Below are 13,633 nucleotides of genomic sequence, written 5' to 3' on the forward strand. Positions count from 1 at the left end.
GGTGACCGTGACCTCGGTGGCCCCGTCCTCCTCCCCCACGCCGGTGGGGCTGGCGGAGAGGCTGGCGGGGATTCTGGCGATTATGGCAACGCTCAAAGACCCATCAGCGAAGTTATTCTCTTTGTCGGTGGCCCGGATGGTGACCTCGTAGCGGTTGTCCTGGTCCTGGTCTGCCGGGTTGGCGTAGTCCTGACCCGGCAAGGACAGTACGCCCGTGCCGGCGTCAATGGTGAACCGGGCCGCGTCGGCTCCCCCGGCGATGCTCCACACGATGTCGGCCACGCTGTCCACCGGCTCGCCTTCGATGCCGGGGGTATCCGACTGCCAGTCCGTGTCTTCATACACCGTGGCGTCGGCCAGCCCGGTGATGATGAAATCCCCCAGGTGCCAGGTGTTGGTAATGGTACCCTGGGCGCGGTCGCCCCGCAGCGCAAAAACGGCGTTGGACGGGGCGAGCTCCGACAGCTCCACCAAAAAAGTTTCCGGCTCCTCGCGCACCATGTCCCGCAGGGCCTCAACCTCGAAAGTGGCGCTGGTCTTGCCGGCCGGAATGGTTACCGTTTGCGGCGGCGTCACTGCGGTGTAGTCCACGCCGGCCCGGGCGCGGGAAACCGCCGCAACGGTAAAGTCGTCGCCGGTGTTGGCCTTTAGGGTGATGTCCCCGGCGGATTCGGTGACCGTGGTCACGCCGTCAACCGTGGTCTCGGTGTACTGGGACACCGGGCCGCTCACCGCAACGGTGAACTGGACCTTCTCCCCCTCGGCGGCAGTGGCGTCGCTGATGGACACCACCGCGTTGTCGTCGTCGGTAATGGTTACGACCGCGGGGATGTTGATATGAGTTATTCCGGAACGGCTAAAATCGAACGTGTAAATGTCCAATTCGAAAGATTCGTCTTGCTCGTCAATCTGGTCCTCCGTGGTCTGCACCGTAAAGGACCGCTCATAATAGTGGCGCTCGACAGTATCATAACCCTGAAGAAGCTCTCCTTCTACACCCTCCGGCTCAGCCTTGATTTCGGATGGGTCCAGCACCGCAACCTCTTCGTCGGTGAGAAAGTCAATGAATAAAATTCCCACATAATCATGGCCTAGTTGAGTTAAAATTTTACTATCGACAGCCGTGTTGGGACGCGGGGTGTAGTCCTGGCTGGAAGCCGGCGCGCTGCCATAGCCGCCTTTGGTCCGCCAATAAAATTCTGTGATGTTGCTTCTGGGCTTGGGGCGGGCGACGGTCACGGTCACGCTGCCGCCTTCCGTTACCGGGCCAACAGTTACTTGCAGGGTTTTAAAGACGCCGTCGGTGATGGTCACCGCGACTTCCGGAGTGTCAGTCAGGTCGGTATAGTCCGCGCCCACGGGCGTATGGGTGATGGTCACCGACTTGTTGTCGCGGTTCAATGCGCGGACGCTCACGGTTTGTGGGATATCCCAGTTGGCTGGGGTAAAGACCAGGAATCTCTTGTCGGTACCCTCTTTTTCCACTCGCAACGAGCCGGAGGGGGTTTGGCCCAGGGTGACGGTCACGTCCCCGCCATCGGGCTGGGAATTCAGGGAGACTTCGTAGGTTTGCACGCTGCCCGGGAAATTCGGGTCGCTGACCTGCACCACGGTCAGCGCGACCTCTGAAACCTTGATGCCGCGGGTATCGTCGTCGGTGATTAGCACGGGAAGGGGGAACTGCGCGGCGCGAGTGAATCCGCTTCCGCTGGCGGTGTGGATAATGGTCGCGTCGCGCCGGTCGTCCGGGTTGTCCAGGTCATCGTTCACGGGAGTGACCTTCACGGTCTGCTCGAGCATATAGTTGTCGTCATTGAAGGTCAGCGAAGTCTTGTCCAGCTTCAGGGCGTCCGTGTCGCCGTCCAGTGTGAGATGGACCGTCATTGTCCCGCCGGGCGGGTGCTCGATGCGGACGGCGTAGTTGCTGGCGGCGCTGGGTTCGCCCACTGTGACCGGATTCTTGGAAAAGATCAGTTCCAGCTTGTTGACGTCGACCCGCGCGGTCTGCGTGGCGGTGTTGCCGTCCTCGTCGGTGGCGCGAAGGGTCGCGACATAGACGTTGTCCTGGTTGTGGTCTTGCGGGTCGTCGTATTCCAGCGCCGGCAGGGACAACACGCCGGTGTCGGGATCGACGCTGAAGACGGCCCCGTCCAATCCTTCCACCGACCAGGTCACCGCGCCGATGCCGCCGGTTGCGACGGGAACGGCGGGCAGCGTAAAGGGCTTGCCCTGCACGGTATGGCTGTCGTCAATCGGGGCAATGGACAGATCGGGCTGGTCGTTGTCGCGGATGGCGACCAGGGGCAAGCGTCCCGTGGTGGAGTCAACCATATAGCCATGGTACTCCAAAGGAAGCGTGGGGTTGCGGAAGTCGGTCGGGCGCGAGGCGACGGCGATTCCGAAGTCCTCGTCGCCCTCGTAAACCGAGTCGTCGGTGGTGGGAATCCGAACGGTGATGCGCGGGAAATGCCCCCGGATGTCGCTGCGCTTGTAATCGCGGCCATTTTCCTGATCCTGCGCCGTCAGTGGCTGGTAGTCGTCCATTGGCGTTGCCGCCGCGCCCGACTGCGGCGTCGCTTCCGTCCACAGAACGCGGATATGTTCATTGGTCTGGTCCGGGAGCGGGCTGACCACCTGGAACTCCACCTGGGCCTTCTTGCCTTCGTCCACCACGACGTCGGGAATCAGGAGTTCCGACGCGCTGTGATCGCTGTTTTCAATGGTGATAGTAGCCACGCTGCGGCGAGGGTCGATGTTGATGTCATCTGAAGAGTCCACCAGCGTGACGGTAAAGTGTTCATCCCCTTCGACCAGGCCGTCCTGCACCAGGGGAATATCGATGCTGCTGCTGTCCGATCCTCGCGAAATGGACACGATGCGGCTGTGCAGCGGTTGGCTGCCGGGCAGGTAATCCTGGAAGGCGGTGGTGGTCCCGTCCTCAATGGCAATGGTCACCGTTTCGTCTGTCGTCGGCGGCTTGTGCAGCTTGACGGTGATGGTGGCTTTCCCGTCCTTCTCTCGGAACTTGGCGTCGCTGATGTAAGCGTAAGGCTTGTCGTCGTCCAGGATGGTGAAGGTCTTCGCCGGGCCCCGCTCGGACTCATCGTCAAACCTCCACTCGCCCACCCCGTACGGTTGAGCTCGGTTCCACACAATGAAGGTCTCGTTGGTTTCCGGGCGCGAGTCGGCAACGATGGCCAGCGGGTAGGTAGTTTCATATACGCCCTCGTCCAGGTTTTTCCAGTAAGGGGCAGCCGCGTCGTTTGCGGTATGGCACTGGGCCGGGACGAACCCAATTCTGCCCTTTTCCTGGAAATACACGTCCACGTCAGCCCAGGGAGGGTTATCCGGCGACGGGTGGACTCCGGCGTCGACGGAGATACCCTGGAAAAGACCAAAACTCGGTTCAGTGACAAAGCAGACAATGATTTCGGCATGAGTCTTGTTAGCGTTCGCGGGAAAGCTGTTGTCGTAGGCTGATGAGTCGGTGCGGCGCACTTTGACCTTGGCAATGGTGGGCGCGTCTCCGGTCGCCTCCGGGATGACCAGCGGGCCCGGGCTGTCCAGGTCCAGCTGATATGGATCCTGGCCGGGGACCTCGACGGTAACGGAGTCCACCCAGATGCGAAAGGTTTGCGTGTCCACAATGGTGGTTCTGACGCTGCGTTCCAGGAAAACGAAATCAGAATCGATGCCGCTGATTACGGCCTCAAAATCCTCGTCGGCTTCGTTGTATCCGTCCCACAGCACCGTGGTAGAGACCTGCTTTTGTATCTCCCCAGGCTGGAAGGTGACCGGCGTCGGAGGCACCGGCGTATAGTCCTGCTCGCCATCCGCCAGCGCGCCGCCAGTACGGGCTGAAACGTCCCTGGTCTCCCAGTTTATGGTGACCGGCGACGTCTGGGCGGGATACATACTGATGATGTAGCCAGCCTGCGGCGGGGTAGCCCGGCGGTTGGTTGGCTCGTTCACCCGTCTAACGCCGTGGATGAAGAAGCCGATGCCGTCGTCGTTGGTGATTGTGCCGACGCCGGTGGGGTCGGCGAAAGTGGCGCCGCCGGCGTGAACCAGCTGGACGCGGAACCGCTCGTCATTCTCGGGCACATCGTCGGGTACGGTAGCCACCCGGATGACCTTGCGGGTCTCCCCGCTGACGAAGTTGAGGGGCATCCGTACCAGCGTTCCCTGGTAATCCTGGTTCGCCGTGCTGGCGGTGGCATCTTCGGTCACCCAATAGACGGTGAAGTCCTTCTCGGAGGCCTCCGACAGGGTGACGGGAAATTCCAGGTCCGCGCCCTCTACCGCCGAAGCATCGCCGATGGACATCCGGGGGCGGGGGTCGTCGTCGCGGATGGTGGCTATCGTCACCGCGTTGAGGAGGGTGGCTCCGGTCACCGTCGGTGTCACCATCACCCGGAACTGCTGCTCGTCCTCGTCAATGGTGTCCTGGAGGGTCGTGACCAGCAACAGTGGCGCCGTGGATTCGCCCGCCGGTATGGTGACCGTCTGGGTGGAGACGGCCTGGTAGTCGCTGCCGGCCTTGGCCGTCCGCGCGTCGCTGGTGCTGACGCCGCCGTCTTCGGTTTTCCAGGAAAAGGTCACGTCCTGGGTGGAGACTGGGTGCACTTTCGCCTCGAACTCAAAGACGCCGCCCTCGGTCACCTTGGACCGCAGCGGCGTCACCGACAATGCCGGGCCGTCCACGATGCCCACGCCGGAGTTCATGCTCAAGGGAACCGGGTCGCCTTCGCTGTACCCGGAGCCGAACAGTTCCTTCAGTTCCGCGGCGGTGGCGCCGGTGAAGGACGGGGCGCCGCTGACCGCGATGTTAAAGGTCTCTGTCGGTTCGTCCACCGTGTCGGAAATGGTGGACACGCTGGCGCGGGCGCTGGTCTGCCCGCGGGGGACGTGGAAGGTCAAGGCAGTCTGTTGGAAATCGGCGCCGGCGGTAGCCGCGCCGGTGCCGCTGCCGCCGACGGCATTGGCGGAAAAGGTCACGTCGTAGGGAATTGGCCGGGACATGGACAGGGTAAAGAAAGCGGTTTCACCCTCGCGCACGAAGGGCTGGTCCTTCATGATGGACACGCGGAGCTCTTCGTCGTCGTTGTAAATCATTCCGGTGACTTCGACGTCGCTACTGGGGCATGATCCGCCGCCGGGGAAGCAGGCATTGACCGGATCGCTGAAGCGCACCGGCACCACCTCGTCGGGCTCCTCGTCGTAGTCGCCCAGAACTTCTACTGACAGGGTGGCCGCCACCGCCCCCGGCGGGATGGTCAGCATACCCGTCCCAAAGTCGGTGAAGTCCAAGCCCGCCCGGGCCGGGACCTCGGTGCGGCCCGGGGTTCCCGGGGCATAGTCAACGGAAATCGTCTTGCCGCTGGGTTTGTCCAGTCTCGCGTGAAAGTCCAGCGAAACGGGTTGGTCGTCGTCGCGCTCCGACACCGCGGGCGCGTTGAAGTACATCGTCGGCGGCTCATCATTGTCCCGGATGGTGACTTTGGAACGGACGACGCCAAAGATATCCAGGGCGCTGACCTGATGGGGGAGGGTATTGGGGTGGTTTTTGAAGTCCAGCCCGTGGATGACCTTGACTCGCAGCCACAGGCATTCGTCGGGTTCGTCTATCTGGTCATCAAAGGTTCGCAGCTTGAACTCTTTGGCCCTCTGTCCCGGCCCCATGCCCTCGCGTACCCGGGGATAAATCTCATAGTCAACATCCTGCGACGCAGTGATGTCATTGCCCCCTTCGCGGCAAGGGGCAATATCCCTGGCCCAGGTTCCGAACTCAAAGGCCACGGATTCATTGTTCTTGAGCAGGCGCTCCATTTCGATCTTGACCTTTGCCTCGCCTCCCTCGGTCACGGTCACGTCAGTGATATACGCCTTCACTGGGGGCTCGTTGTCGGTGATAATTCCCTCTGCCGTCACCTCCGCGACGGCATTGCCGTCGGCATCGACGCCGGAGACTTTCAAGTCGCCGGTGGGGTTGGTCAACTTCAGGATCACCGTCTCGGCGCCTTCCACGAAGCTGTCATCCACCGTGGGCACACGGATCCGGGCGGTTGGGCTGAACTCGCCGTCAAGGGTGAACGTGCCGGAGGTTGCGGTAAAGTCGGCGGCGGCGGCGCTGCCGGCCTCCGCCTCGTAGTCAACGGTGCCGTATCCGTTTCCGTCCACCTCCACTTCGAAAACCAGGTCATTCCCTTCCTCGGCATCTCCCACCGGACGAACGATGAGAACGTCCGAGTCCTTGCGGTCCAGGTCCACTATGGTTACGGTCAGGTCGACGACATCGTTCAATTTTCCGTCGGCGTCAGGAAAGACCCTGGTACCGCTCACCAGTCGAATGGTGAATGTTTCCTCCCCTTCGCTGCTGTCGCTGTCCGCAATGATGGGAATCTCTATCGTATGTTCCCATACAGCGTCGTTGAGCTCATTCGGCGGGCCCAGGTCAAGAATGACTCCAGACAATGGAATCCCTTCGAGAAGAATGGTTTCATCGGATGGCAGCCCCTGGTAGTCGGTGCCCCTTGTAGCCGTATCGGTGCCGCGCCCGGTAGCGGCGAGTACGCGGACCTCATCCGTATGCCCCGAGTCCCGGGGGTAGGAGACCGTGACCTTTGCCGAATTAGCGTAGTCATCAGGGACCCTGGGGGTCTCAAGGGTGACGGCCAATACCAGAGGGGTCTCGGAATCAGTGGTTTGGGCGGCGGCTTCCTGGCCGGCCCCGCCAAGGACGGCAAAGACCGCGATAGCCAGGAGGATGGCGCCCGCCCCGATGGCGCGCCGCCGGGAAGCGGTTCGCAGCCAACCGTGGAGTCCTGTAGGAGCGGGTCTCATTGCACTGTCGTCAAATCCAAAATTGACGCGGGAATTCGTGATTTCTTCCACCGGGGCCAGACTGAAAACAGGACTGCAATTCATCGCTTGATCATTGTAAGTCCAATCATTATACAGCAGAATCAAGTATAATCAACGATTACGCCAATCAACGATGGGTTTTGCAATTACATCAGGTCATCTGGAGTGGTATTATGCAGGGGGCAGCGAAGCGAGCGGTCAGCCATCATCGCGAGTTCGCCGGCGAACCATGCGCCGGCGATTAATGGCGGAGCGGACTGCGCCCGCCGCGCGGTGCTGTTCCAGATCCGGACGGTCGGGCCAGCGTCCCGAGCGGAACCAGCTCAACCGGGTGCGTCGCAGTGGTTGGTTCGTCTTTACGGATTGAGGCGAATACGAATAGAGGGCGCCATGGAACAAATTTATCCCGAGGGAGAAGACCTCAGACCGGCGGATCTGCTGGATTCACTGCTGCTGAAGGTGCGGGATCTGGGGGCCGCGGTGGAGAAGTGCATGGAAGCGGAGCTGGACGGCTCCGGGATCTCCTCCGCGGAGATGCGAGTGCTGGCCGTATGCGCGGCGCATCCCGGCTGCACCGCCGTTGAAATCTCCCGCCTGATCCCGCTGGATCCCCCCACCGTGAGCCGGCTGGTGCACCCGATGACTCAGAGGGGGTTGCTATCCCGGCGTCGCTCACGAACCGACCGGCGGGAGGTGCAGTTGCGCGCCACCACCGACGGGCTGGCACTGCTCATGGACGTTCAACTTGCCGTGGAGCAGGCTTCAGTCCAGTTCCTGAGTTCCCTGAGTCGGGTCGAGCAGCGCGGCTTCCAACACGCCGTCGACAAACTGCTCGCCAACAATTCCTGATGGGGAGGGCCGCGTCAATGCCCTCGGGCGCACTCAGGCGAAGCCCAGGACCCTGCCGAAGGCGATGGACGCTATGGCCCCGGGTTGATTGCGCCAATCCTCCAGGGATTTGACCAACCGGTTGAAATCTTCCTCAATCGCGGTCCCGTAGGTCTTCGCTGCCTTCGTCATTTCGTCCGACAGGAACCAACCCTTGACCAACCGGTAGAACGCATCCACGCCCTCCGATCCTGAGTAGGTTTCGAAGGTGGGGGACACTTGCAGGTTGGTGAATCCGGCCTTTTCCAAATGGAATTGGAGTTCTTTGCCAATCTGCGGATGCCCGTCGTCCGCTTGCAGCAGTTCCGAGAATATTTCCCAGCCCCGATTCAGATCCTTGTTCTCCGGAAACACGAAGCTGGAGCCAATTATCATCTCCCGGCAGTGCAAGATGCCGCCCGGCTTCAGCACCCGTCGAGCCTCCGACAATGCGGCGGCGGTGTCGGGAATGTAGGCCAGGATGTCGCAACAGTTGACTATATCGAAGTATCCATCGTCGTAAGGCATGAGCGTAGCGTCTGCAACCTCAAACGTCGCGTTAATCACACCGTGCTCCGCCGCTAGAAGCTGGGCCAATTCCACCTGCGACGGCTCCATGTCTACGCCGTACATCTCCCCAGGGACCACTGACCTAGCCAAGGCTATCGAAATATGTCCCGGTCCGCAGCCCAGGTCAAGGACGCACTGACCCGGAGCCAGAAAAGGCTGCAGCAACACGTTGAGTTCATTTTCAGGTGCTTGCAGGAGGAAATCGATGTAATCCCGTCCATACCCCATGGTGTAGTCCGGAGTTGAGTTGTGGTTATTCGTTGATGACATGCGCTGTTTCCTCAATATGGATCTTTTCTTGCTGCCACAGAGCTTGGATTGACAAATCGACAATATGTGTAACGACCGAATCCAACTCGGCGCGGACGCCTCCTGGGACGCTTGAAGGCGAACCCTAGTCTATGCTGGTAGTTTAAGCAATCGCTCCGGCTCAGACTGACCCCAAGTCGGTCCGACACAAACCGCCGTACCACTTTCCAATACCGATTGGCGATTGCCATGCCCGACAACGACAGCGCCGCCGCCGTCAACTCCTCTTGCTGCGGTTGGTCAAGGTCGGGGGGGCTGAAAGGGGTATGTATCGCCGGAAATTGGCTATAGGCTATAAATGAACCTTGGGAAGGCGCCGGGATTTCCGGCATTCTGGTGTTAGCTACACGCCCAGATGCAAGAGACCCCAGATACGCCTTCCCTGATAATGCTATCAGATGCAAAATAGGTATCATTGCAGTCGGTGCCAGCTTGGGCTATGCTTGAAAGCGGCGAGAGGCTCCTCCATGCCGTGAGTCGGCACTCTCCTATGGCGCAGAAACCCTGTAAGTGTCGTGGATTGTATCACCGAACTCACTGACTGTGAACAGTGCGTCGCTGCACGGCACAGGGCGTCAATCGGCGCGGTCGCGTTTACGGAGTCCCTTTCCGATAGAAAAGGGTGTCGTACAGTTCTCAAGGGTCGGAACAGCCCTGTCGCCCAATGCGACATTCGGGCGAGGCCCCATCAAGAGATAAACGGATAATCGATGCGCACAGTCCTGGTCTATTCGATCCTCCTGTTTCTGGGATTGGGCTTATCGCAGGGATTGCCCGCCATTCTTGGGGACTTCCCTGACGTTCTGGCCAACGGGATCCGGGTGCTGACGCTGACCGGACTGGCGTTCATCATGATCCGCGTGGGCTTCGAGTTTCACATCGAGAAGTCCAACCTGGGACAGTACGGCTGGGACTACCTGGTAGCCTTCACCGCCGCGTCGTTTCCCTGGATTTTCGTCACCGGATACTTCGTGTTCGTCATGCTGCCGCCGGAGTTCTGGGCATCCAGCGACGCGTGGAAAGAGTCTTTGCTGGCCGGCCGGTTCGCCGCCCCCACCTCCGCCGGCGTGCTGTTCAGCATGCGGGCGGCGGCAGGTCTGGGCGCCACCTGGCTGTTCCGCAAGGCGCGCATCCTCGCCATATTCGACGACCTGGACACGGTTCTGCTGATGATCCCGTTGAAGATGCTGATGGTGGGGATCGCCTGGCAATTGGGCGCGACGGTCGTGGTGATGGCGGTCCTGCTGATCGCCGCGTACATCTGGCTGCACCGGCTGCCCATGCCCGTCACCTGGCGGTGGGTGCTGCTGTACGCCGCTCTGATTGTCGGGGCCAGCGAATTGCTCTACGCCTGGGGCAAGCTGATCGACCCGACCGTGCCGATTCACATCGAGATTCTCCTGCCGGCATTCGTCGTGGGCTGTCTGGCGCGGCCCCGGGGCGAGCAACATGCGGATGATGACGACGCTGCCGCAGTGGAACACGCGCTGCACGAGGCGATGGAGCGGCCCAGCGAGCGACGGGCAGCCTGGGCGGTCTCCGCCACGTTCATGGTGTTGGTTGGATTGAGCATGCCGCTGATTTTTGGCGGACCGGACGCCCAGCACCCGGCCCATTCGGAATCTTCCCTCCATGCCGCAGCGCCGGCCAGCGCCGTGGACGACCCGGCGGTGCATGGCGGCGCGGTTGAGGGCAGGTACACCGACACGATCACCGCCCGACAGCCCAGCCTGAGCTGGACTGCAATGGCAGCGCACGTCCTGGCGCTGACTGTTTTGAGCAACCTGGGCAAGATGTTTCCGGCGTTGTGCTATCGAAGGGAGGCCCACTGGAAGGAACGTTTGGCCCTGGCCATAGGGATGTGGCCGCGAGGAGAGGTCGGCGCCGGAGTTCTGGTCTTGAGCCTGAGCTACGGCATCGGCGGACCCATTGTAACGGTGGCGATGCTGTCGTTGGCGCTGAACCTGGCGTTGACCGGGGTGTTCATCCTGGCGGTCCGTAAACTGATCGAGGGCGTGCCCGATGCTTCGCTGAAATCCATGCCGGATGATCTGCGGCTTCGACCCTGAAGAAGTCTCCGGGTACGCGATAATGCTTGGGAGGTCCACCCAAGGGGTGCCGCTCTCACCGTTTTCCTTGCGCCAACGAGCGCAGGACCGGTTGGGCCCGGCCGTCCCCACTGGAGGCCTGCGAGCGGTTTTGCGGAGGCCTCGCCTTGACTGCCAGGCCGCAATGAACCGGTACAAGCTGCACGGAGGAGGGATCGCGCTGTGCGGGCCCTTTTCGCAAACCAGCCAATAAACTGCCGAATCGCGGAACGGCAGCCAGGTTCGCCAGCCTCCGGCCTAGCCGCAATTGCTGACACCAGCCTGCTGACGACGGCAGCCTCGGGCTGCTACGCTGAAGTCATGGTATTCGCGCTCGCGCGAATTCTGGATACCCAAACCCGGTTGCCTTTCGTCTACAGCGGCCAGCTGGTCCTGATATTGGGCGATCCCACGTCGCCATAGCACATTGCCCCGACCGGTTTGCTGAAAAAGGATTAGTGCGCGGCGCGGAACCCGCTCCGACGCCATGCCTTGGAGGTCATAATGTGCAAGCAATTTCTCCTGGACAATGGAATGCCAGTCCCCGACCTCAGGAGGAATTCACTTGCAAACGAAGCAGCCGGCATTGCCGGCGCCTACCAAGAACATCAACCCGGACCAAGCCGATCTCAACCACGCCATCCGCAGTTACGTGCAAGCCCACCAGCGTTTGCACGGGCAGAAGCGGACCGCCGAGGCCTTGGGCGTGTCCCGCCACACCCTGTGGCGTTATTCGGAAAAGGGCCACTCCGGACGCGCCGTGCCCGCCGCCGTCCTGGACACCGTTGGCCGGAGCGTCCGCGACATCGAGGCGGCCACGCTGGAGATCATCATCGACCTGGAGGGGCTGCGTCCTGACCCGGCCCTGCGCCCCCTGCGCCGGAAACTGAAGGACGCGCTATTGCTTCTGTGCGCCGCGCCCCTGGCCACCGTGGACGAACTGGCCCGCTTCGGGCGCCTTCCCGCGTCCACCCTCCGCGAACGGCTGGACAGGCTGGCCAAACGCGGTCTGGTGGATTCAGTGTCCCACCGCCTGGGCGCCCTGGGGTCCCGCCCCCAGCGCCGTTACTTCCCCACGGATAAAGGCGTCACGGCCGCCGGCGCCGCCACCCAAGGCCGCCGGCACATGCTTACAACTTACCCGCTGTCCCGGCAGTGGTTCCGGTTGCTGGCGGAGCGGCTGGACGCCGTGGCCGTGCTCTACCGCGTCGCCGCCATGATCGCCGACGCCGACCCGAAGCGGGACGAGGTGAGGGTGGACCACCACCGCCACGGCCCCTACGATATGCTGGTCACGCTGTCCTGTGGCCTCACCATCGGCATCATCCGCCAGGGACCGATGCTGCCCACGTCCAACCTGCGCTACCGGTTGCGCAGCATCGAGCATCTGTCCAGCAACCAAAGGCCCTTTCTCACCCTGATTCTGACCCACGCCGACCAGGCCACCCGCCGGGCCGTCCGCTCGTTGGGAGACCCGTCGGAGCGCCGCCGGACCTTCGTGGCGACGGAAGGTGAACTGCTGGCCGGGGACCACAAAGGGGTGGTCTGGCAGCAGTGCGGCTACGGCCTGAACCAGGACCCGCCGGTGGAAATCTCCCCCGAAACCAGCTTGGCGGCCATCGTGCCCTGGGCTGACGGACTGCTGGACTCGTCCCGCCGGGACCGGCACGACAAACCGGGGCCCGACGCCGACAACCTCTATTCCTCCAGCGTGCAGGCAGCCATGCCGGAACCCGCTGAGCAGATGACATCAGCCTTGGCAGTGCAGCTATCCAAAGCTGAGAAGGACGCCCTGGACCTGCTGGCCGCCTGGCCTCTGTGCAGCCGGGAGCAACTGGCGGGACTGATGGGCGGCGTCACCCTGCGCCGGGTCAACCAGATACTCCGCCCCCTGCGTGAAAACGAACTAGTGCAGGAGGAGGAATCCCGTCTCATGCTCACCGACCGGGGCTTGACCTGCCTGGCCCGCCGGGACCGGGCCGCCGTGGGCCTCATCCTGGACCGCTGGACTGCCCAGCCCGCCGTCTCCAACCCCAGGGTTTACGCCGGCACCGCCCTTCGCGCCCTGGCATCCCAGCCGCGCCACCACGGCGGCGTAATCAACTTCGCCGCCGCCCTGACCGCCGAGGTAGCTCGCTCCCCGGACCACGACCTGTTCGACCCGCTGCCCACCCACCGTTCCAGCATCGGCTACCGCTGTAATCGCACCAACTACATGATCCATCCCGACGCCTCCTTCACCCTGGAGTACAAAGGCAAGTGGCATCCCTTCCTGCTGGAGTACGAACGCCGGGCCACCACGCCGAAGCGCATCCCCCGGCGCCTGGCGTCCTACCAGCGCTACTTCGCCTCCGGCTGGGCGGAGCGGGACCACGGGGGCCGCCGGCCCGGGGTGCTGTTCGTCTTCGAGACCCCTCAGAGCGAGGCCGCCTTCCTGGACGTGTCCGACGGTATGGAGGGTCTGGACGTGATCACCGCCAACGCGGAAACCCTGAAAACACACGGCATTCTGGGGGAAGCATGGATACTGCCGCCGCCCCACTCGCTGGACCGGGCGCCGCTGGCCGGATTGTACTGATTCCCAATGTACAATCTTTCTGCGCCGGACCTTTCCTGTAGGGGGGCCTCAACAGCCCCGAATGGACAATTTTGCAGCAACTTGCCGCAACCTTGTCCTGTTACGTCCCGCCACTGCAATATGTTGCAGAGCCGACACGTCAGGCCGTCATCGCAACTGAACCACCCGCCACCCGACAGGCACGCCATTCAGGTACAAATCCGACAACAACCGCCAGGCCACGGCCACTGTCCGATAGGGGCAAAGATGACGGGAACCGTGTCCAATAGGGATAAGCGGAGCCGTTCCCATGGCTTCCTATGGTGCCCAAAAGAGCCTGTCTCAAAAGTCGGGATGCCGGTTGGGGTGTAGACTGTGA

The 13,633-nt window shown here is 62.2% G+C and carries 6 protein-coding genes; 3 read left to right on the forward strand and 3 right to left on the reverse strand.

What is annotated here, in order from left to right; translation table 11 throughout:
• A partial coding sequence (locus F4X41_08975; GenBank protein ID MYB17139.1) for a hypothetical protein occupies positions 1-6,969 on the reverse strand: 6,969 nt, incomplete at its 3' end.
• Positions 6,970-7,254: 285 nt separating this feature from the next.
• On the opposite strand from F4X41_08975, the gene F4X41_08980 reads away from it, so the two are divergent.
• Positions 7,255-7,713: a winged helix-turn-helix transcriptional regulator gene (locus F4X41_08980; GenBank protein MYB17140.1), complete on the forward strand. Its 459-nt coding sequence runs from the start codon at positions 7,255-7,257 to the stop codon at positions 7,711-7,713.
• 33 nt (positions 7,714-7,746) lie between these two features.
• On the opposite strand, the gene F4X41_08985 is transcribed toward F4X41_08980, so the two are convergent.
• Together F4X41_08985 and F4X41_08990 are read right to left on the reverse strand one after the other, a co-directional pair.
• Positions 7,747-8,571: a methyltransferase domain-containing protein gene (locus tag F4X41_08985; protein ID MYB17141.1), complete on the reverse strand. Its 825-nt coding sequence runs from the start codon at positions 8,569-8,571 to the stop codon at positions 7,747-7,749.
• An 11-nt stretch (positions 8,572-8,582) separates the two neighbouring features.
• The gene (locus tag F4X41_08990; protein MYB17142.1) at positions 8,583-9,026 is read right to left on the reverse strand and encodes a hypothetical protein; all 444 of its coding nucleotides are present in this window, start codon (positions 9,024-9,026) and stop codon (positions 8,583-8,585) included.
• A gap of 294 nt (positions 9,027-9,320) precedes the next feature.
• Here F4X41_08990 and F4X41_08995 point away from each other — a divergent pair, with 294 nt between their 5' ends.
• Together F4X41_08995 and F4X41_09000 are read left to right on the forward strand one after the other, a co-directional pair.
• A complete protein-coding gene (locus F4X41_08995) occupies positions 9,321-10,679 on the forward strand; it encodes a sodium:proton antiporter (GenBank protein MYB17143.1) in 1,359 nt (452 codons plus the stop codon).
• Between the two features lie 583 nt (positions 10,680-11,262).
• Entirely contained in the window at positions 11,263-13,275 is a 2,013-nt protein-coding gene (locus tag F4X41_09000; protein ID MYB17144.1) for a hypothetical protein, read from the forward strand.
• The last annotated feature ends 358 nt before the right edge of the window (positions 13,276-13,633 follow it).

Source organism: Chloroflexota bacterium (assembly GCA_009840625.1).
GTDB lineage: Bacteria > Chloroflexota > UBA11872 > UBA11872 > VXNJ01 > VXNJ01.